A 19996-nucleotide genomic window follows, 5' to 3' on the forward strand; every position below is an offset into this window, starting at 1 on the left:
CAGAGGACCATGTGCGGGCCGGTCGGCGCAATTCAAACCGGCTGATGGGCGGTATCACCAATCGTTATTTTTCCCGCCTGCGGGAAGAGCTTAACGCTTCCTCCCCTGGCAAGCTCGGTTGAGATGACCCCGCCGTGAGGACAGCATGAACGCGCCCACTCCCGTTCGTTCCCTCCGCGACTGGCTCGATCGGCTGTCCGGGGATGGGCGCCTCGCCATCGCGCGGCCGGGAATCGGCTTGCGCCACGAGGCAGCGGCGGTGGCGAACCGCCTCGACGGCCGGCAGGCCAGCCTATTTCCGCAGCCCGGGGGGCATCCGGGCACCATCGTCTCGGGCCTCGTGTCGAGCCGGGCCTGGATGGCGGAGGCCCTCGGCACCACGCAGGATCGCCTCGTCGCCCATTTCCAGCAGGCCGCCGCTCAGCCGCTCCCCTGGCACGAACGCAACTCCGCCCCCGCGCAGGAGGTCGTCCACCGGGAGGGACTCGACATCCTGAAGCTCCTGCCGGTGCCGACTTTGAACGAGCACGACAGCGGCCCCTACATCTCGGCGGGCCTGATGATCTCCCGGGACCCGGAGACCGGCCTGCAGAACGTCGCCATCCTGCGCTGCCAGATCAGCGGTTCAGACAGGATCGGCGTGCTGGTCCTGCCCCGGCATACCGACAATTTCTACCGCAAGGCCGAGGCCCAGGGCCGGGGCCTCGAAGTCGCCCTCGTGGTCGGCGTCGATCCCGCCTGCCTCCTCGCATCCCAGGCTATCGTGCCCCTCGGCCACGACGAGTTGGAGATCGCCGGGGCGCTCACCGGCCAGCCCCTCGACGTCATCAAGTGCCTGACGAACGATGTGCGCGTTCCGGCGAACGCAGAAATCGTGATCGAGGGCCGCCTCCTGCCCGAAATCCGCGAGCCCGAAGGGCCGTTCGGGGAGTTCCCGCAATATTACGGGGAGCGGGCCAAGCGGCACGTCATGCAGGTCGATGCGGTGACGCACCGGCGCGATCCGATCTTCCACATGATCGTCGGCGGCGGTCTGGAGCATCTGCTGCTGGGGGCGATCCCCCGGGAGGCCACGATCCTCGCGACGCTGCAGCGCAGCTTCCCCGGTGTCGAGGACGTGCATCTGTCCCTCGGGGGAGTCGGCCGTTACCACCTCTACGTCCGCCTGCGGAAGACGCAGGAGGGCGAGGCCAAGAACGTGCTGCTCGGGGCCTTCGCTGCCCACTACGACATCAAGCACGCCGTCGTGGTCGATACGGATGTCGACATCCACGATCCGCAAGAGGTCGAATGGGCGGTCTCGACGCGGTTCCAGGCGGACCGAGACCTCGTCGTCATCCCTCACGCCCAGGGCTCGAAGCTCGATCCCTCGGGCCGCGAGGGTGTCGGCGCGAAGATGGGTCTCGACGCGACCGTTCTGCTGGACGCGCCGCCCATGAAATTCAAGCGCATCCGTGTTCCCGGCGAGGCCGAGGTCGATCTCGACGCGGTGCTCGCGCCCGGCGCCGACTGGCGCGCGGTGATCGGCTGATCCCGTGAACGCCTTGCCCAAAACGGTCGACGTGTTGATCGTCGGCGGGGGCTCTGCCGGCTGCGTGATGGCCCACCGGCTCTCCGCCGACCCGCGGCGCCGGGTGCTCCTCGTCGAAGCCGGCATCGATACACCGCCGGGCCGGGTGCCGGCGGAGATCCTCGATAGCTATCCGATGCCGCTGTTCCATGGCGACACCTACATCTGGCCGGGGCTCGACGCGGCGGTCACCCGCGACTCCCGCGGTCGCATGCGGCGGCGGGCCTACGAGCAGGGCCGGGTGATGGGCGGTTCGTCCAGCATCAACGTCCAGGCGGCCAACCGCGGGCTGCCGCGCGATTACGAGGCCTGGGCCGCGCTCGGCGCCGAGGGGTGGGCCTGGGACGACGTGCTCCCGTATTTCCGCAGGCTCGAGACCGACCTCGATTGCGGCGGTCCGCTGCACGGCCATGATGGGCCGCTCCCGATCCGGCGCATCCTGGAGCCCGCATGGCCTCCCTTCGCCCATGCGGTCGCCCGCGCCTTCGATGCGACGGGGCTGCCCCGGCGCGTCGATCAGAACGGCGAGTTCGAGGACGGGATCTTCCCGCCGGCCTTCTCCAACCGGGACGACGCGCGGGTCTCGGCCGCCGCCGCGTATTTGGACGTGGGGACGCGGGCCCGGCCGAATCTCACCATTGCCGCCGGCCTCGAGGTCCGTTCGCTGGTGATGGACGGGCGCCGCGCGACCGGGGCCGTGCTGCGGCGGGGCGACGGATCCGAGCAACAAGTGAGAGCCGCCTCCGTAGTCCTGTGCGCCGGCGCTCTTCAATCGCCGGTGCTCCTCCTGCGTGCCGGGATCGGCCCGGGCGATGCGCTCTCCGCCTGCGGGATACCCGTCCGGCTGGATCGTTCGGGCGTCGGCGAGAACCTGCGGGATCATCCCGCTTTGACGATGGCCCAGGTCCTTCCCCGCCCGCTCCGGCTGCCCGAGACCTTCCGGCGCGCGAGCTTGCTGGCCCTGCGCTATTCGTCCGGCCATCCCGAAGGCTGCGCCTCCGATATGTATCTCACCGCCTCCGCCCGTGCCGGCTGGCACGCCCTCGGCGGACGCCTTGCGCTCTACTTCCTCTGGGTGAACCAGCCGCACTCGGTCGGGCGCCTGCGTCTCGATCCAGCAAACCCGTCCGGCCCGCCCGACATCGACCTCGGCCTGCTCTCGGATCGCCGCGATCTCGAACGCCTCGCCTCGGGGATTCGACTGCTCAGCGACCTCGTGGTCTCGCCCACGCTGAACCCCCGCTCAGACGACCTCTTCCCCGCGAACTATTCGCCGCTGATCCGGCGGTTGAGCGCCGTCTCCCCTCGCAACCGGCGGCTCACCGGCCTCCTCGCCCCCGTGTTCGATGCACCGGCCATGCTGCGCGCCCCGCTGCTGCGCGCGGTCCTAGGCGGCCACGCTTGGGCGACAGTGCTTCAGGACGATGGCGCTCTCGACGACTTTGTCCGGGACAACGTCTTCGGGGTCTGGCATGCGAGCGGTACGTGCCGCATGGGCCGGGCCGACGATCCCGGCGCGGTGGTCGATCCGGGGGGACGCGTCATCGGAACCGACAACCTGTCCGTCGCCGACGCATCGGTGATGCCCCGCCTTCCTAGCGCAAACACGAACGTCCCGACCTTGATGATTGCGGAAAAGATCGCGGAGAGGATGATGGTGGAGATGGGATGATCCCTCTCAACACATTCGGCACCTTTGCGGTGGCCGACCTACGGCTGGAATACCATTTCGTCGGTCCGCAGCCGGACTTGGCGCCGACGCTGGTGTTGCTTCATGAGGGTCTCGGTTCTGCCATGCAGTGGGGTCCGCTGCCGGAAATTCTGGTCGAGAAGACCGGATGCGGTGTCCTGGCTTTCTCGCGCCAGGGTTATGGGGCCTCGAGTCCCGTGCCTCTGCCCCGCCGGACCGACTTTCTCGAACATGAAGCCTGCACCATACTTCCCCAGGTCCTCGACCTCGCGGGACTGCGAAGCGGCCTGCTGATCGGCCATTCCGATGGCGCCTCGATCGCGGCCCTCGCGTTGGCGGAGGGCGACACCCGCGTGCGGGGCGGCGTCCTCATCGCGCCCCATTTTTTCGTCGAGGAGGCGACGCTGGCCGGGGCCCGACGGGCCCGGGACGCCTACGACAATGGCGATCTGAAGGTCCGTCTCGGCCGTCGGCATACCGACGTCGAGGGAGCCTTTCGCGGCTGGAACGACGCCTGGTTGGATCCGGCTCGGCGCGGATGGACAATCGAGACAGCCCTTACGCGATGGACCGTCCCGGCAATCATCATCCAGGGGACAAAGGATGCTTACGGAACTAAGGCCCAGATTGGTGCCGCTCGCAGACTTTGCCCGGCCGGTCTGCTGACTGTTTATGAGATGCCGAATGTTGGGCATCACCCACATCGCGAAGCGTTGGCAGAAACTGCCGACGTCATCGCCCGCTTCGTCACACCTGTCTTGAGCAGAAATTAAGTCTCCACAAGACAATGTCTGATTGACCTTGAAACACACAGTCGCGAGGCCGGATGCCGGCCCCCTTTCCCGTGGGGGGGCAGGAGGCGGTGTCAGGTTCGTTGACAGGGTTATTTGGAGTCACCTGCCTCCCAGGCCTCATCCAGATCGAGCTTTCCAAATCCGGGCGAGGACAAAGCCCAGCCGTGGTACTGGGCACGTTCGCCCACGTTGCCGCCCGACAGCTTTCGGCGGGTTCGCCTCCTCGACGGAATGACCGGATTGGATCGGGTAAGAGGCTGTCCCTTTTTCCAGCAAGCCCCCTCCAAAGCGGACCGGCCGCTTTCGGCCAGATTACGCCATGCCGGATCGCCAACCCGCGCAAAATCAGCCGTTCGGCTTTGCGCCCATCCCAGCCGCTCGGCCGTCTCTCGTGACTTCTCCGAAGCGGACGTTGCAGCAGCTCTGCTTGTGGGTCTCAGTTGCGCCATCAGCGGACCTTACGTCGAAACCACTGGAATGGCCGCTTGTAGCCGCACAGCTACCGCTGAGATGGAATGGTCGGTCCGGCAGCCACAAAGTCGTGATGCTGTGTAACACTAAAAATGGGTCGTCTACGGACCGGCGCTGCGAGGGCGATCACCCCTTCGGCCTAACTGCCGCTCACGAAGCCGCAAAGCCTTTCGACGTTCCCGACGGCAGGTCATCGCAAACCCGTGGTTCGACATGTAGCTATGCGGCACGATCGATCGGCCATGCCGCCTTCGTGTCAATGGTCCGGTCAGCGCGTCGGGATGGGCATCCCGCCTCGATAGTCGTAGAAGCCGCGGCTGGCCTTGCGGCCGAGCCAGCCCGCCTCGACGTACTTCACCAAGAGCGGACATGGCCGGTACTTCGAGTCGGCGAGGCCCTCATGGAGGACTTGCATGATCGACAAGCAGGTATCCAGCCCGATGAAATCGGCAAGCTCCAGCGGGCCCATGGGATGGTTCGCGCCGAGCTTCATCGCGTTGTCGATGGACTCCACCGAGCCGACGCCCTCGTAGAGGGTATAGACGGCCTCGTTGATCATCGGCAGCAGGATGCGGTTGACGATGAAGGCCGGGAAGTCCTCCGACATCGTCGACGTCTTGCCGAGCTTGGCGACGAACGTCCTGGCCGCCTCGTAGGTCTCCTCTCCGGTCGCAATGCCGCGGATCAGCTCGACCAGCTGCATCACTGGCACCGGGTTCATGAAATGGACGTCGATGAAGCGCTCGGGACGGTCCGTGGCGGCGGCGAGCCTCGTGATCGAGATGGACGAAGTGTTGGTCGCGACCAGGGCCTCCGGGCGGAGCGACGGACACAGCGCGGAGAAGATCTCGCGCTTCGTCGCCTCGTTCTCGGTCGCCGCCTCAATCACTAGGTCACACTCCGCCAAGTCCGCGAAGCTGTGGGCCGGGACGATGCGCTTGCGCGCGTCGCTCCCCGCAGTCTCCCCAAGCTTCCCCTTCGACACGAGCTTGGCCAAGCTTCGGTCGATGTTAGCGAACGCCGTCTCGATGCGCTTCTCCTCGCGGTCGTTCAGGCGCACGGCGAAGCCCGCGGTCGCGCATGCCTGGGCGATGCCGGTGCCCATCTGCCCGGCGCCGATGACGCAGACGCGGTTGATCTCGATCATCATGCCTCGCCCCTAACGCCGTCGCCTCACGATCACCCAGGCTGCCCCTGTTTCGACGCCAGAGCGCCCTCGATCTCGGCCAGGACGGTGGGGTCCTCGATGGTAGCCGGCGCCGCATAAACTTCGCCGTCCGCGATCCGCTTGATGGTCGCGCGCAGGATCTTGCCCGAGCGCGTCTTTGGCAGGCGGTCGACCGCGACGACGCGCCTGAGAGCTGCCACCGGCCCGATCCGCTCTCGAACCAGGGCGACCACCTCGTCGGCGACCCGCCCCGGATCGGTGCTCACGCCGGCCTTGAGGACGATCAGGCCGCAAGGCACCTCGCCCTTCAAGGTATCGCGGCAGCCGATGACGGCGCACTCGGCGACCGCCGGGTGGGCAGAGACGACCTCTTCCATCAGGCCGGTCGACAAACGATGCCCGGCGACGTTGATCACGTCGTCCGTCCGGCCCATCACCCAGACATAGCCGTCCTCGTCCAGCGAGCCGGCGTCGGCGGTGTCGTAGAAGCCCGGGCGGGCAGCAAGGTAGCTTTCCCGGAAGCGGTAGTCCGCGTTCCAGAGCGTGACCGCCGCGCCTGGGGGAAGAGGCATCTCCAGGACGATGCTGCCCATCTCGCCGTGACCGACGGGCTGCCCGTCGCCGTCGAGGATGCGGATCGCGTAGCCCGGCATCGGCACCGCCGGGGAGCCGTGCTTCACGGGCAGCCGTTCGAGGCCGAGAGGGTTGGCCGCGACCGCGCAGCCGGTCTCGGTCTGCCACCAATGGTCGATAACGGGCACGTCGAGCAGACCCTCCGCCCAACGCACCGTCTCCGGGTCGGCGCGCTCGCCGGCCAGGAATAGGGCGCGCAGGCACGACAGGTCGTACCCCGAGAGCAGACGGCCCTCGGAATCCTCCTTGCGGATCGCCCGGATCGCGGTCGGGGCCGTGAACAGGACCTTGACGTCGTAATCGGCGATGACGCGCCAGAAGGCGCCGGCGTCGGGCGTGCCTACAGGCTTGCCCTCGTAGAGGACGGTGGTGCAGCCGTGCAGCAGCGGCCCGTAGACGATATAGGAGTGGCCGACGACCCAGCCGACGTCGGAGGCCGCCCAGAAAACCTCGCCCGGCGCCATCCCGTAAATGGCGTCCATCGTCCAGCGCAGGGCGACCATGTGGCCGCCGTTGTCGCGGACGATGCCCTTCGGCTTCCCGGTCGTCCCCGAGGTGTAGAGGATGTAGAGCGGGTCGGTCGCCGCCAGCCGCGCGCATGGGCACTCGCGGCCGCCGTCGAGCGCGGCCAGGGCCTTGTCCCGCAACGCCCCCCAGTCATGGTCGCGGCCAGGCATCAGCTCGGCCTTGAGCCGCTCGCGTCCGAGGATCACACAGGCCTGGGGACGGTGCCGCACCAGCGTCAACGCCTCGTCGAGCAGCGGCTTGTAGGCGACGACCCGGTTCACCTCGATCCCGCAGGTAGCCGACAGGACAACCTTCGGCGCGGCGTCGTCGATGCGGGTGGCGAGCTCACGGGCGGCGAAGCCGCCGAACACCACCGAGTGCACCGCGCCGATGCGTGCGCAGGCCAGCATGCCGACCACGGCCTCGGGAACCATCGGCATGTAGATGACGACCCGGTCGCCGGCCTCGACGCCCAGGTCCCGAAGCACGAGCGCGAAGGCCTGCACCTCCCGCAGCAGCTCGGCGTAGGTGAAGGTCCGGACTGTCGCCGTGACGGGACTGTCGTAGACCAGGGCCGGCTGGTCGGCCCGGCCCTCGGCAACGTGGCGGTCGAGGGCGTTGTGGCAGGTGTTGCAGACCGCGTCCGGGAACCAGCGCCCGTAGACGCCGGCATTCGGGTCGAAGGCGACGCCTGGCGGCTCGAACCAGTCGGCGACGCCCGCTGCGTCCATCCAGAAGCCAGCCGGATCCCGGCGCCACCCGTCGTAGGTGTCGCGATAGCCCATGCGTTCCTCCAGGCGCCACTGTGGGCGTCGGTTCGTGCGCCCTTTGGGCGTCGTTCTAGATGGTCCGGCACCGCGGCCACGGCCGCGAAGCGGAGGGACGGTCCCAAGGTGGCCGTCGTCAACCGCGGCGGCGCCGGGTCTGGCCGCCACAGCGCCCGCAGCATTGCGCGGTTGCCTGCTTCGAAGTTCAGGTAATTAAACCGCGTTAGATTTATCAGTCAATCGTTTATTTTGCCGATCAGGATGCTAAGCAGGCATGGTAGGTAGGGAGCCGGTGGCATGGAACAGCAACGGATTGGTCGACGCGAGGCGGTGAGCGAGCACAAGCGGGGGCTTATCCTCACCGCCGCCCGTGAGGTGTTCGAGGCCGAGGGTCTCGAAGGGGCGAGCCTGCGCGCCATCGCCGGGCGGGCCGGGTACACGCCGGCAGCCCTTTACTTCCACTTCGACTCGAAGGAGGCGATCTACGCCGAGGTACTGCGCGCCTCGCTCGCGGCGCTCGGCGATGCCGTCCAGGCCGCCGTCGCGAAGGCGAAGACGCCCCAGGATCGCTTGCGGGCGGCGGCCCTCGGGTTCTTCCGGTTCTACGCGGAAAACCCGCGCGACCTCGACCTGGGCTTCTACCTGCTGCGCGGGGGCATGAAGCCAGCGGGCCTCGGCAAGGAGCGCGACGAGCAGCTGAACGCGGCGCTGGAGACGGCCCTGCACCCCATCGCGGCCGCGGCCGTGGAACTCGGCGCTTCCGAGGCCGACGCTAACGTCGTCATGGTCGACGTGTTCGCCCACGCCACCGGGCTCCTACTTCTCCTTCACACCGGCCGCATCCGCATGTTCTCCGCCTCGGCCTCGGCGCTGATGGAGGACTACCTCCACTACCGGATGGCCAGGATCGGGGACTGACATGCTGACCATCGAGGTACGCGCGTCGACCCTTCTCGTCGTCGACTTCCAGGCCCGGCTCATGCCGTCCATCGACCAGGGCGCGACCGCCATGGCGAACGCGAAGCGCCTGATCGAGGCGGCAGCGTTGCTCGACGTCCCGAGCCTGTTCACCGAGCAGAACGCCAAGGGGCTCGGACCGACCGTGGCGGAACTGGAGCCGGATCCCGCCATCCTGGCCCACAAGATGACCTTCGATGCCTGCCGCGCCCCCGGTTTCCTGGACCGCCTCGACCCGGGCCATGCCGTGGTCGTCGCCGGTTGCGAGGCCCACGTCTGCGTCCTTCAGACCGTGCTCGGGTTGCTGTCGCGGGACCGGAAGGTGTTCGCTGTACGCGATGCCCTCGGGGCCCGCCGGGCGGAGAACAAGGAAACCGCGCTGCGCCGCATGGAGCGGCACGGCGCCGAGATCGTCACGACCGAGATGGTGGTGTTCGAGTGGCTCTCCACCTGCGAACACCCTCGGTTCCGCGAGGCCGTCGCGCTGATTAAGTGACGCCACGGTCGAGACAGGATAGGCAACCCCGCCCGCACATGCGCGGGCATGTCTTGGTGGCCAGACCGATGGCTTATGCCTGTCCTGAGGGCCCGCTCCCGACCCCGAGCGGTCCTCGCGCGTAGGTAACAGGGTCAGGTCTGGACCGTTAGAGGGCGATTGCCCCCGCCTCACCCGGGACGAACTCGGCGACGACCGCCGCGTCCCGCTCGCCGGCCGCGTGCAGGGCGGCGACCAGCGCATCCGCATCCTGGCGCGCGACGGCTAGCAGGAGGCCTCCCGAGGTCTGAGCGTCCGCGAGCAGAACCTAGCTGTCCCGATCGGCGTCGCCGTGATCGAGCCAGCCGGCCGCCAGCGCGTGAACGCTTCCATCGGGAGCGCAACCCTGGCGAAGCAGATCTTGCACCCCGTTCAATGTAGGCACGCGGCCTCGAAGGATTCGGGCGCCAACTCCGGCGCCGGCGGCCATCTCGTGCAGGTGGCCGATGAGACCGTAGCCGGTCACGTCGGTGCCGCCTCGGACGCCGAAATCCCGCGCCACCTTCCCGGCTGCCGCGTTGAGCCGCACCATGCTACGGGTGGCGCGCCCGATGTCGGCCTCGGAAGCGAGACCTCTCTTGATGGCGGTGCTGACCACGCCCACCCCGAGCGCCTTGGTGAGCACCAGGACGTCGCCGACGCGGCCGCCAACCTTCGTGATGATCCGGTCGCGCTCGACCTCGCCGACGACGGCCAGGCCGTATTTCGGGCTGGCATCGACGATGCTGTGTCCGCCGGCCAGCACCGCGCCGGCCCGCGTCACCGAGTCCATGCCGCCGGCCAGCAGTCGCTGCAGCATCTCTTGCGGGAACTCTCGCGGGCAGGCCAGGATGTTGAGGGCCAGCAGCGGCCGGCCGCCCATCGCGTAGACGTCCGACAGCGCGTTGGCCGCCGCGATCCTCCCCCAGTCGAACACGTCGTTGACGACCGGGGTGAGGAAGTCGAGCGTGACCACGAGCGCCCTGTGGTCGTCGAGCGCGTACACGGCGGCGTCGTCGGGGGCATCCAGGCCGACCAACAACTTCCCGTCGCTGCCCCCGCCGCCGACGAACGCGGTCACCTGCTCGATGACGGACTGCGGCACCTTGCAGGCGCATCCACCTGCCGGGGAGTACGACATCAGCGGCTGGGGCAGCGCGTTCATGCGGCTTTGCCTTCCTTGAGCAACGTCCGCGAGACCGCGTTGAGCTGGATCTCGGTGGCGCCAGCCGGGATGCGCAGGTTCCGGGCGACGCGAAAGAGCTTTTCCTCGGGCGTGCCTCGCAGCATGCCGTTCGCACCGTGCACCTGAACGGCGTTGTCGGCGACGCGGTAGAACGCCTCGTCGCTGGTCACCTTCACGAGGGAGACGAGCCGCGGCGCTTCGCGATCGAGGGGGATGGAGAAGGCGCCGATCTGGTCGAGCCGGGCTTGGCCGACGAGGGAGGCGGCTCGGGCCTGGTAGACGTCGGCGTCCATCCTCGCGATCAGGTGCTGGACGGCCTGCAGCTGCGCGAGCGGTTTGCCGCCTGACTTGCGCTCGTGGGCGTAGATGATCGCGCGCTCGACCAGCCACTCGCCCCAGCCTGCGCACATGCCGCCGCGGCAGAGGCGGCGCCAGTTGATCCACGACATCGCCAGGGCGAAGCCGTCACCGATCTGGCCGACGATGTTCTCGGCCGGGATGCGAACATTCTCGAACTGGAGCCGGCCGGTGAGGCCATCGTTGATCAGCGTCGGCTGGTCCCCGATCCGGCTGAAGCCCGGCATCTTGGCATCGACGAGGAACATGGAGAGGGAGCGGGTCCCCTTCCCGGGATCGGTGACGGCGACAACCTGGTAGACGTCGGCAAAGTGCGCGTTAGTGATCCACGCCTTGCGACCGTTGAGGATCCAGTCGTTGCCGTCGCGCGTCGCGTAGGTCTCCATTCCGAGCACGTCGGACCCCACGTTCGGCTCCGTGTTCGCGAAGGCGGTCGTGATCTCGCCCCGCACCAGCGGCAGGAGGTACTTCTCCCGCGCCGCGTCCGAGACGTGCTCGAACGGCGGGCTGGCTCCCTCCGTCCAGGCCAGCGCCGCGAGGCCGAGGCCGAGGCCGGAGTGGCGGTAGATGAACTCCTCGACGTGGTGCATCTCGACCCGGCCGAACCCGCCGCCGCCGAACCGCTCCTGGATGTGAGGGCAATGCAGCCCCAGCTTGCCAGCTCGACGCTGCACCTGGCGCCGGGCCTCCCACACCGCCGGATGCATGCGCCCCTCGGAGTCGAGCGCGGGGTTGTCCGGAGTGCCGGCTCCTTGCTTGGCGAGCTCCTGCTCGATGGGCGCGACGTCGTCTGCCAGGAACCGCGCGAACCGGTCCGTGTAGTCGCGGACGCGTGCGCTCGGCTCAAGCGCCTGCTGTGTCGTCGTTGCCGTTCCCTCAGCCATCGCGGTCCACCTCCCACTTGCTAGATTTATCGAACACCGTTAGATAGTTTAACGGTGTTTGAATCTTTGTCAAAGGGTTTCGGGGTTCGTATGGAAACCGATCGGCAAGCAGGGGGTGGGGAATGCATGACCACGTACGCCTGCGTCACGGGGCGCTTCCAGCCCGTGCACGACCAGCACCTCGAACTCATCGGGATGGCACTGGCCCGTGCCGGGCGGGCGGTGGTGGGGGTCACGAACCCGGATACCGACGCGCGGCGAGCTGAGGCGACATCCCGGCACCGCCACACCTCCAAGGCGAACCCTTTCAACTACTTCGAGCGGCTCACTCTGCTGCGCGCGGCGCTATGGGCAAAGGGCTGGGAGGAGCGTGTCATGATCGTGCCGTTCGACCTGACCCGTCCCGCCTGCTGGCCCGAGTACGTGCCTCTCGACGCTCTCCAAGTGGTCCGTGTCTTCAGCGAGTGGGAGCGCGAGAAGGCCCGGCAGTTGCGGGAGGCGGGCTACCGGGTCTGGGAGGTGGCCGGCGATCCCGCGTCCAAGGTCCACGCGACCGACATCCGCGATGCGATGGCCCGCGGCGGGGATTGGACTACGCTCGTTCCCGCCGCGACGATCCCGCTCCTGCGCGAGATGCTCGCGGTCCGTTCGGAGGTGACGGCATCATGAAGGCTCCCGGCTACGGAGAGGATCAGCCGCGCTACGACGACGACAGGCTTCCGGTCGTGCTGGTCCTGCTCGACGGGCTCGGTGACCGCGCTCTTCCCGAGCTTGGAGGACGGACGCCATCGGAAGCGGCCCACACGCCCCATCTCGACGCCTTCGCCCGGCGCGGCGCATCCGGGTGGCACCTGCCGTTCGGGTGGGGTGCCGCCCCGTCCTCGGAGGTCGCGCACTGGTCGATCTTCGGCTACTCGGGCGTTCCGTTCCCGGGCCGGGCAATCTTGGAGGCCCTGGGCGGGGGCATCCCCGTTCCCATGGACACGGCGACGACGTTCGCGTGCCTGCGCACCTCGCGCGTCGTCGACGGGCAGGTCCGCGTGACCGGGCGCGCCCGCCGCGACCAGCGGGACATGACCGACGCGGACGGCCTCTACGAGGAGCTCGGTCCGACCTTCTCCGCCTTCGGCGCGCAGGTGCACCGGCTCGGCCGCGGGGAGGCCATCGTCTTCTTCCCGGCCTTCGCGAACGGCGAGGTCACCGATTCCGACCCGTTCTTCGAGGACTACCACCCGTGGCTCAGGGTCCGGCCGGTCCACGAGCGGGCCGCCGACCTCGCGACGCACCTCAACACGATGCTCCTGACCACCCGGCAGATGCTGGAGGGCAATCCGATCAACCTCCGCCGCGCGGCCGAGTCTAGGCCGCCCCTCGACGTGCTGACGACAAAGTGGGGCGGTCACCGCTCCGAGCTCCCCGCCTTCGAGACCATCGCCGGGGTGCCGGGTGCCGCAGTGACCAACAGCCGGCTCTACAGAGGCTTCTGCGCGCTGTTCGCGTTAGCCGAGATCCAGCAGCCCCCGCTGAAGGACCTCGCCGACGACATGCGCGCCCGTCTCGTCGCCGCCGACGCGCTCATCGCGGGGGGCGCACGCTTCGTCCACGTTCACACCAAGGCCACCGACGAGGCCGGGCACACCAAGGACCCGCGCGGGAAGCTCGAAGTTCTGGAGGCGCTCGACGCGGGCTTGGAAGGCCTCGTGGAGCTCAGCCGGCGCGCCGTCGTCATCGTGACCGGGGACCACGCGACGCCGTCGAGATCCGGCGTGCTGCACACCTCCGATCCGACGCCATTCGTGATCTGCGGCCCCGAGACGCGCTCCGACCCGGTCGAGCGTTTCGGGGAGGCCGCCGCCGCCGCCGGATGGATCGGCCGCATCCGTGCCGGAGAGATCCTCCCGCTGGCGTTCAGCGAGGCCAACCGCCCGGTGTTCCTCGGCCATAGGGCAACGCCGCGCCCGACCCTAGCGCTCCCGGACCGTCCCGAGCCGATGCCCCTCGGTGCGCCCGACCTGTGACCGTCGGGTCGGGAGACCGCCCATGCCGCCGCGTAGCCCGGCACGCCGCCGGCGACCCTGGCGATCGTTACGGCCCGACGCCCTCGACGATCACCACGTCGACCACCGCCGCTCCCTCGCGCAGCTGGGCCACCTCGACGTATTCCGGCGAATGCCAGCAGGTGCGGGCCGTCTCGTAGTCGTCAAAGGCGATGACCACGTTGCGCGGCCTCGCCTCACCTTCGGCGGCTTCCAAGCGTCCGCCGACGACCAGGAACCGACCGCCGAAGCGCTCGACGACCGCCGGCAGCGCCTCGGCGTAAGGGGCGTACCTGGCCGGGTCCGTTACGGTGATGCGCGCGATCCAGTAACCGTTCGGCATGAGCCCTCTCCCTGGCCGCCGCTCCCGTGCAGGCGGACTGCCGCATGTCTCGGGAGGCAGGATAGCGTCGAGCGGGCGAGACGGCGATGCCCGTCGCGTCCCGGCATGTGCCGGCTCGTCGTACGACGGCGCGCCCGCTCAGGCGGCCGCGATCACGGGCACCTCGGCAAGGCGCGTGGTGTAACGAGGCGAGCGCATCTCGAACTTCGTCGACCAGTCGCGCCTCTCGGGAAACCCTGCAGCCGCCGGGACCGGGGCCCCGCGACCGAACCGGCCGATGCAGGCATCGAGCGCCGCCATCAGCGCCGCGCTCCCGGTCTAGCTGGCCGAAGCCGGGTAAGGCGCGTTGCGACGCGGCCAGGGGCACGAGGTCGGACGTGACCACCCGGCATTGGAATAACGGTAGCTGTCACTTCAAACCTTGCGCACGCCGTGCGTCGATGCCTTCAGTAGCACCAGCGTATCGTTCGAGGCCTCGGGCAAACTCACCACGATCGCGACCGAGCGCTGCGGCCGGTCGCGATCGTGCTCTGAGGTATGGAAGAAGACCATGACGCGGTCGGTAACGAGCCCCTCGCGCCGGAGCTTCCCCCCGAGGCGGGTAGCGTGGGTCGTCGCAACCGAGGCGACTTTATCGGAGGCAGATACGATGACGTTCGCTCTGGGCCACCGCGTCGGATGATGAGGCAGGACATGCCGATGTTGCGGCGGCCACTTTCAGGTCCGTTTCTGCCCTCCGAGCAGACATCCGGGTAGGCAGAGCGGAAGGTTCGCAAGGGTTCGATTGTGTTGAAAAACTCGGGATGCAACCGAAGCAGTGCACCACACCGCTCCATCCGGAGAAAGATTATTCGGTGACCTCGCGTATCTCGATCAATATCGGAGTGCAAGGCGACGAAAAGAGAAAAACCTCCCCTGTGGTGAGCCTCAGAACGAGTTAGCAGGCGTCGCCTCTGAGTTTTTCAACACAATCGGTCAATCTAAGGCATTCAGCTGAGCCGCGCCAAACGTCCGCTTACCCACGACCCGGCCCCCAAAGCGGACCAGCAGCTTCCGGCCAGATTCCGCCACGATGGATCGCCATAGCGCGCATAACCGGACGTTCTGCTTCGCGCCCATCCCAGTCGTCCCCTCCGGAATTGACAACCGCGGAAAGCGGACATCATCACCGAGGGTGTCGCCCTGAGTGCGGTCAGCCTGTAGCGTTGCGCGCCACGGTGCTGACCAACGATCCCGCAGTAGCTCTACTCGAAAATCTCCACCCCGTTGCACGCCAGCGCCAAACTCTTGCCGTGGGCCATCTGCAACTCGATATAGCGCAGCTTCAGCACGACCTGCTCCGCGTGCGTTTTCCAACCTCGCCGCGTGCCCGCCTCTTTCTGCTTGGCTGATCCTCTCAATCAGCCTGAGGTGAAGCCAGCCGGTTGAGGTCCTTACGCCTTGATCCGTGATACCGCAGCGACCCTGGGAGGGGTCGAAACCGTCTGCTCATGATCACCGCGATTGCATGTTTGGTCGATTTAGAACAAAATACGAACATGCTTGTGAGCGCCTGAGCGGCCAACGACATGTCTCCTCCTAGTTCGGGCCGCACGCTGTTCTTCTTCGAGAAACCCTCGGCGATGCGGCAGCTGCAGCGCTTCTTCCGCTCACCGAACACCGTCTGCGTGGCCGCCGAGGGGCACCTGCTGTCGGCCGAGGAGCCGGGCAGCATCCGGCCCGAGTGGAAGCCCTGGCGCTTCGACGCGCTGCCCATCAAGCTCGCCACGATCCCGGTCAGCTGCGGCACCAACCGGTCCGGCCAGTCGCACGAGCCGAAGATCGCCGCCATCCGGCAGGCGCTGAGCGGCGTCGAGCGCGTGATCATCGCGACCGATCCCGGGCGCGAGGGCTCGATGATCGCCTGGGAGGTGCTGGAGCACCTCGGCTGGCGCGGCCGGGTCGACCGGCTCAAGCTCGGCGCGCTCGACGAGGTCTCGATACGCCGCGCCTTCGCGGCCCTGGCCAAGGAGCCGGGCTCAGGCGAGCGCGACTATGCCGCCTACCTCGAAGCGCTGTGCAGGCAGTACGAGGATTATCACCTCGGCCTGAACGGCACGCGGGCCATCTCGCTGCGCCTGCGCCCGCCCGCGTTCCGGGAACCCTGGCGCTTCGGCGGCGTGCAGACGCCGACCCTCGCCATCCTGGCCGATCTGGAGGAGCGCATTCGCTCCTTCGTGCCGCGGGACTTCTTCAAGGTCGCCCTGCACCTCGGCACGCAATCCGGTGCCGCGCTGACCCTATGGCATGCACCCAAAGAGCGGATCTTCGACGCGGCGGCCGCCGAGACGATCCGGACGGCCGCCGCGACGTGGTCAGGTCCCCTGGCGGTCGAACACAAGGACGTGCGCCGTGCACCGCCCCGGCTGTTCTCGAAGGATACGCTGGCACGGCGCTGCGCCAAGCGGTTCGGCTGGGACCCGCAGCACACGGCCGGGCTCGCCCAGGAGCTGTACGATCAGGGCTACTTCAGCTACCCGCGCACCGAGTCCGAGTACCTGCCGGAGGGGCAGGCGGGTGATGCCGCCGCGATCGTCACCGCCATCGCGACCGTGCTGACCGATGTGCGCGATGTCGTCCCGGCGGGCGAACTGCCCCTGATCCGACGCGGGGCGAAGGGGCACTACGTCAAGGACCCGGGCGAGCACCACGCCATCGTGCCCCTGCGCAAGGTGCCGGAGCGTGGCCGCCTCTCGGTCGACCAGTTCCGGTTGTGGGAGCTCGTCGCGAAAGCCTTTCTCGCCGCCCACCTGCCTGACGGCATCGACGCACGCACGAGCGTCACGGCCGAGGTCGGGACGCCGCTGGGCGCGAAGCGGTTTGCCGTGTCGGGCAGCGTCATCCGTGCCCCTGGGTGGCGTGCGGTCTACGGCAGCGAGGCTGAACTCGAAGCGGACGTCGTGCCCGGCAAGGCCAAGCGCGAGGCGGAGGCCACGTCCGCGCGCCTGCCGCTCGTGGACGACGGAGAGGGCGCATCGGCTGCGGGCGCGGATGTCGCCACCGCGATGACCGAGCCGCCGCGTCGGATCACCCGAGGCGAGTTGCCGGTGGTGATGGGTCGGCTGATCGACCAGGTCGATGATCCGGCGGTCAAGCGCGCCCTGGAGAACCCAGTCAATCCGAACGAACCCAAGGGCCTCGGCACGGCCGCCACCCGCGACACGATCCTGCCCAAGCTTCTGAAGAGCCGCTACATCACCCTGGCCAACGGCAAGGACCCGGCCATTGAGGTGACCGAGGTCGGGCTGGCCTTCATGACGGCGGTGCGGCGCGTGTTTCCGACCTACGGCGACCCGGTCGGACGCGCCCTGTTCGAAGCGGAACTGGCCGAGATCGGTCGTGCGGCCACGCGTGCCGAGGCCGTCGAGCGCGCGAACGCCTTCCGGCAGCGCACGCGCACGCGCCTGGATGAGCTGATCGCCGCGATCGCGAACTCACCGGTCGTCAGCCTCGATCCGAGCCTGATCCCGCCCGGTCAGGCCGACAACCGGCCGCCGACGCCGGCCATGGTGTCGTTTGCGGCGAGCTTAGCTGAGAGAAAGGGCGTGAAGCTGCCGCGTGGCTGCAAGAGCAGCATCAGCGTGTGCCGGGCTTTTCTCGACACCCACGCCGGGCCACGCGTACCTCAGGAGGGCGACGCCGATCAATCCCGCGACCGCGGGACTCCGAGCGCGGCAATGCTCAAGTACGCACACAATCTGGCCCAGCAGCGTGGCATCACCTGTCCGCCGGAGGCTGAGACCGACTTCGACGCATGCTGGCGCTTCCTCGACGCGCACGCCGCTCGGCCGCAGCGTGGAGCGGAGACGCCGAGTTCCGGCGCAGCCAAAGCCAGGGAGCCTGCCGGGCGAGGCAAGCGGCGTGGCAGGGCGGCACCGGCGTCGCGACAGCCAGCACCACGACGTCGAGCCTGAGGGCGTTCATCCGACCGGAGCCCGGGTGCGAGCCGCATCAAGGATGGCCGCCATCACGGCAACTGCCGCCGCCCCCAACCGAACTCGATCAGAAGCCCTGCGTTAAGCCTCCGCAAACAATACCCTTGGATTCAATCAGAAGTTGCGCAAAAGCTTGGCAGCAGCCGACCCTTTGCGAGCGGGAATACGATGAGCGAGATACCGTGGTCCGTCGTCATGGATACACAACGGCTCCGGGATCTTTAGGAGCTGCACATCCTCGATACCTTGCCGGAACAATCTTACGACGACCTCGCCGGGATCGCCCGCACGATCTGTGATACGCCTGTCGCCAACGTCACCTTGGTCGCCGAAGATCGGCAATGGTTCAAGTCACGCGTCGGCAGTGATGCGACCGAGACGCCGATCGAGCAGTCCGTCTGCGCGCACACGATCGCAGAGCAGACGGATCTGATCATCAACGATCTGAGAGACGATCCTCGCACACGTACCAATCTTCTGGTGACCAGGGAATCCGCACTGCGATTCTATGCGGGCGTGCCGCTGCGTCTGGAGTCAAGCTTCGGCGTGGGCACTCTCTGCGTTCTCGACACAAAGCCGCATCCAGCGGGTCTGTCTCGGGCACAGACCGAAGCTCTTCGAGCACTCGGACGGCAAGTCACCATACTTCTACAAGTCCGCAAGTTTCTCGCACAGCACAACGCCGACGACACCACAACTCTCGAGGAGACCGATTGCCTGGAGAGCGTCTCTGAGCATCTGATGGCCGCCTATAGTTCCAGCAAACAATCGCACGATCAAGTACTGGATCTATTGCTGTCCGCAACTCTCCTGCATGTCGGCCGAAAATTATCTAGCATTAGAAACATTCAATAGACCGACACATGATATACTAGACTACAACATAACTTGATCTCTCCAATCGAGGCACGATGATGACCGATGATCGCAGGCCAGCGGATCGCATGTTGTGTCGGATAGCGAATGCGCTCGGTATTGAGACGGCCGATCTCTGGATTGAGGGCGGCAAGCATCAATCCAATCACGAAGTATTACTGATTCTCAGTGATTTTGACCGCATCATCGATCAAGCCGACCGAACGGCGTGTATTAATTTCGTTAATGCAGTCGCGCGGCAGCATAAGATACGGGTCTAATATTGTCGCTCACATGAATTGATGAAGTGAACCGCACCCCGTTTTGATCGGACAAGTGGCATAGCTCACGAAAGCAAAGGCGTTGGCCTATGGGTAAGGCTATGTCATCCGATCCGAGCGCCCCACCGGTGCACGGCGAGATCGTGACCGGCGTTCAGCACCGCCGGCGCTGGCCCACCACTGAGAAGATCCGCCTCGTCGAGAAGCGCCAGCAGCCCGGCTCGTCCGTGTTGTTCGTCGCCCGCCGCTACGGCCTCTCGCCCAGCCTGCCGTTTTCGTGGAAGCGACGCATGCTGGAGGGCGGCCATCAGGCCGTGCACGCCGACGAGGAGGTCGTCGGAACCAGCGTAGTAACCGGTCAACTTCCGGATGAACGATCGGGCGATGTCTGAGTGGGAGGTATGCGGGTTTGCTCGGCCATCTTCACCGCAAGCATGACGCCAGCCAAGTCACCGCGCTGCCAAGCACGCCGAACCGGAAAAGCTATTTCCCGGCCATGCACAATCAGGTAGAAGCTTGCAGGCAGCCGATAGCGACGCGAAACTGCTAGCTTCGCACCAGTCGGTGACAGATCCCGCAGCACGCATGGGATTTCCTCACCGTCGTCGAACCGGATCGTGGCGAGCCGCATGGTGGGAATACGATCCCCGCCGTACGCCTGTTGATCGCTGATGTGTGGGAAGCACTGCTGTTGACCACAAGACAGACCGGGCTCGGTGAACTTGGACCGCCATGCAGCACAACGGGTTTTCAGAAGGTAATCCCAGACAGCGAGCGGCCGAACCTGCCAGACACGATGGCGCGAGTGCCCCCCATCAACACCAGCGGAGCGCCCTGTTTTCCATCGCCTTGAGAAGCAGCACCAAGCCTTTTTAGCCTGTCCTTGGGTCGGGGTATCGATGGGGCCGTATGGCAAACCTTCGTGGCTGCAGAACGCATCGAACGTCCTTGCTCTCGCGTGTCCAACCTGCCGCGATTTGAGCTGGATCGGTAGGCCACGCGTGAGCGA

At 67.2% G+C, this 19996-nt stretch carries 15 protein-coding genes and 3 pseudogenes; 11 read left to right on the forward strand and 7 right to left on the reverse strand.

Features of this window, described 5'->3' with window-relative positions; all coding sequences use genetic code 11:
* Window positions 1-145: 145 nt before the first annotated feature.
* From A3862_RS05150 to A3862_RS05160, 3 genes are read left to right on the forward strand one after another with little or no spacing between them, the layout of a single operon-like run.
* Window positions 146-1531 carry a UbiD family decarboxylase gene (locus A3862_RS05150; protein WP_111473386.1) on the forward strand — a complete coding sequence of 462 codons (1386 nt, stop codon included), beginning with the start codon at window positions 146-148 and terminating at the stop codon, window positions 1529-1531.
* Between the two features lie 4 nt (window positions 1532-1535).
* Window positions 1536-3242, forward strand: coding sequence for a GMC family oxidoreductase (locus A3862_RS05155; protein WP_043758520.1), 1707 nt, complete (start codon window positions 1536-1538; stop codon window positions 3240-3242).
* Window positions 3239-4033, forward strand: coding sequence for an alpha/beta fold hydrolase (locus A3862_RS05160; RefSeq protein WP_075381716.1), 795 nt, complete (start codon window positions 3239-3241; stop codon window positions 4031-4033). Before A3862_RS05155 ends, A3862_RS05160 begins: the two co-directional genes overlap by 4 nt.
* Window positions 4034-4793: 760 nt before the next feature.
* Here A3862_RS05160 and A3862_RS05165 read toward each other — a convergent pair.
* Both A3862_RS05165 and A3862_RS05170 read right to left on the reverse strand, forming a co-directional pair.
* Window positions 4794-5675: a 3-hydroxybutyryl-CoA dehydrogenase gene (locus tag A3862_RS05165; protein WP_111473387.1), complete on the reverse strand. Its 882-nt coding sequence runs from the start codon at window positions 5673-5675 to the stop codon at window positions 4794-4796.
* Window positions 5676-5704: 29 nt separating this feature from the next.
* Window positions 5705-7618, reverse strand: coding sequence for an AMP-binding protein (locus A3862_RS05170; protein ID WP_111473388.1), 1914 nt, complete (start codon window positions 7616-7618; stop codon window positions 5705-5707).
* A 279-nt stretch (window positions 7619-7897) separates the two neighbouring features.
* On the opposite strand from A3862_RS05170, the gene A3862_RS05175 reads away from it, so the two are divergent.
* Together A3862_RS05175 and A3862_RS05180 are read left to right on the forward strand one after the other, a co-directional pair.
* A complete protein-coding gene (locus A3862_RS05175) occupies window positions 7898-8518 on the forward strand; it encodes a TetR/AcrR family transcriptional regulator (RefSeq protein ID WP_111473389.1) in 621 nt (206 codons plus the stop codon).
* A 1-nt stretch (window position 8519) separates the two neighbouring features.
* Entirely contained in the window at window positions 8520-9053 is a 534-nt protein-coding gene (locus tag A3862_RS05180; protein WP_111473390.1) for an isochorismatase family protein, read from the forward strand.
* Window positions 9054-9201: 148 nt separating this feature from the next.
* Here the strand turns inward: A3862_RS05180 and selD are convergent.
* Both selD and A3862_RS05195 read right to left on the reverse strand, forming a co-directional pair.
* Window positions 9202-10236: pseudogene (gene selD / locus A3862_RS05190) on the reverse strand (selenide, water dikinase SelD).
* The gene (locus A3862_RS05195; protein WP_111473392.1) at window positions 10233-11498 is read right to left on the reverse strand and encodes an acyl-CoA dehydrogenase family protein; all 1266 of its coding nucleotides are present in this window, start codon (window positions 11496-11498) and stop codon (window positions 10233-10235) included. Before A3862_RS05195 ends, selD begins: the two are co-directional and overlap by 4 nt.
* Window positions 11499-11624: 126 nt before the next feature.
* On the opposite strand from A3862_RS05195, the gene A3862_RS05200 reads away from it, so the two are divergent.
* Entirely contained in the window at window positions 11625-12167 is a 543-nt protein-coding gene (locus A3862_RS05200) for a cytidyltransferase (RefSeq protein WP_111473393.1), read from the forward strand.
* Complete coding sequence (locus A3862_RS05205; RefSeq protein WP_111473394.1) at window positions 12164-13516, forward strand: phosphoglycerate mutase; 1353 nt, start codon at window positions 12164-12166, stop codon at window positions 13514-13516. The genes A3862_RS05200 and A3862_RS05205 overlap by 4 nt, the downstream gene beginning before the upstream one ends.
* 67 nt (window positions 13517-13583) lie before the next feature.
* Here the strand turns inward: A3862_RS05205 and A3862_RS05210 are convergent, their stop codons facing one another.
* Window positions 13584-13877: a DUF1330 domain-containing protein gene (locus tag A3862_RS05210; RefSeq protein ID WP_111473395.1), complete on the reverse strand. Its 294-nt coding sequence runs from the start codon at window positions 13875-13877 to the stop codon at window positions 13584-13586.
* A 138-nt stretch (window positions 13878-14015) separates the two neighbouring features.
* A pseudogene (locus A3862_RS05215) lies at window positions 14016-14522 on the reverse strand (DUF4113 domain-containing protein); the annotation flags it as partial.
* Between the two features lie 923 nt (window positions 14523-15445).
* On the opposite strand from A3862_RS05215, the gene A3862_RS05225 reads away from it, so the two are divergent.
* The 4 genes and pseudogenes from A3862_RS05225 to A3862_RS05235 all read left to right on the forward strand — a co-directional run.
* The gene (locus A3862_RS05225; protein WP_111473397.1) at window positions 15446-17830 is read left to right on the forward strand and encodes a type IA DNA topoisomerase; all 2385 of its coding nucleotides are present in this window, start codon (window positions 15446-15448) and stop codon (window positions 17828-17830) included.
* Between the two features lie 267 nt (window positions 17831-18097).
* On the forward strand, window positions 18098-18706 hold the full coding sequence (locus A3862_RS05230; RefSeq protein WP_164706342.1) for a GAF domain-containing protein: 609 nt from the start codon (window positions 18098-18100) through the stop codon (window positions 18704-18706).
* Between the two features lie 56 nt (window positions 18707-18762).
* Complete coding sequence (locus A3862_RS31020) at window positions 18763-18987, forward strand: hypothetical protein (protein ID WP_124262937.1); 225 nt, start codon at window positions 18763-18765, stop codon at window positions 18985-18987.
* Window positions 18988-19076: 89 nt separating this feature from the next.
* Window positions 19077-19340, forward strand: a pseudogene (locus tag A3862_RS05235) (transposase); the annotation flags it as partial.
* A 5-nt stretch (window positions 19341-19345) separates the two neighbouring features.
* On the opposite strand, the gene A3862_RS32580 reads toward A3862_RS05235, so the two are convergent.
* Window positions 19346-19618, reverse strand: a complete 273-nt coding sequence (locus tag A3862_RS32580; RefSeq protein WP_442919052.1) for a PilZ domain-containing protein — start codon at window positions 19616-19618, stop codon at window positions 19346-19348.
* Window positions 19619-19996: the final 378 nt, after the last annotated feature.

This window comes from Methylobacterium sp. XJLW, assembly GCF_003254375.1.
Taxonomy (GTDB): Bacteria; Pseudomonadota; Alphaproteobacteria; order Rhizobiales; family Beijerinckiaceae; genus Methylobacterium; species Methylobacterium fujisawaense.

Bases quoted from the DNA above. Each gene is read 5' to 3' on its own strand.
- A3862_RS05160 (WP_075381716.1), top strand. From the start codon at position 3,239: ATGATCCCTCTCAACACATTCGGCACCTTTGCGGTGGCCGACCTACGG.
- A3862_RS05200 (WP_111473393.1), top strand. From the start codon at position 11,625: ATGACCACGTACGCCTGCGTCACGGGGCGCTTCCAGCCCGTGCACGAC.
- A3862_RS05150 (WP_111473386.1), top strand. From the start codon at position 146: ATGAACGCGCCCACTCCCGTTCGTTCCCTCCGCGACTGGCTCGATCGG.
- A3862_RS05225 (WP_111473397.1), top strand. From the start codon at position 15,446: ATGTCTCCTCCTAGTTCGGGCCGCACGCTGTTCTTCTTCGAGAAACCC.
- A3862_RS05180 (WP_111473390.1), top strand. From the start codon at position 8,520: ATGCTGACCATCGAGGTACGCGCGTCGACCCTTCTCGTCGTCGACTTC.
- A3862_RS05205 (WP_111473394.1), top strand. From the start codon at position 12,164: ATGAAGGCTCCCGGCTACGGAGAGGATCAGCCGCGCTACGACGACGAC.
- A3862_RS32580 (WP_442919052.1), bottom strand. From the start codon at position 19,618: ATGCGGCTCGCCACGATCCGGTTCGACGACGGTGAGGAAATCCCATGC.
- A3862_RS05170 (WP_111473388.1), bottom strand. From the start codon at position 7,618: ATGGGCTATCGCGACACCTACGACGGGTGGCGCCGGGATCCGGCTGGC.
- A3862_RS31020 (WP_124262937.1), top strand. From the start codon at position 18,763: ATGATGACCGATGATCGCAGGCCAGCGGATCGCATGTTGTGTCGGATA.
- A3862_RS05165 (WP_111473387.1), bottom strand. From the start codon at position 5,675: ATGATGATCGAGATCAACCGCGTCTGCGTCATCGGCGCCGGGCAGATG.
- A3862_RS05175 (WP_111473389.1), top strand. From the start codon at position 7,898: ATGGAACAGCAACGGATTGGTCGACGCGAGGCGGTGAGCGAGCACAAG.
- A3862_RS05195 (WP_111473392.1), bottom strand. From the start codon at position 11,498: ATGGCTGAGGGAACGGCAACGACGACACAGCAGGCGCTTGAGCCGAGC.
- A3862_RS05210 (WP_111473395.1), bottom strand. From the start codon at position 13,877: ATGCCGAACGGTTACTGGATCGCGCGCATCACCGTAACGGACCCGGCC.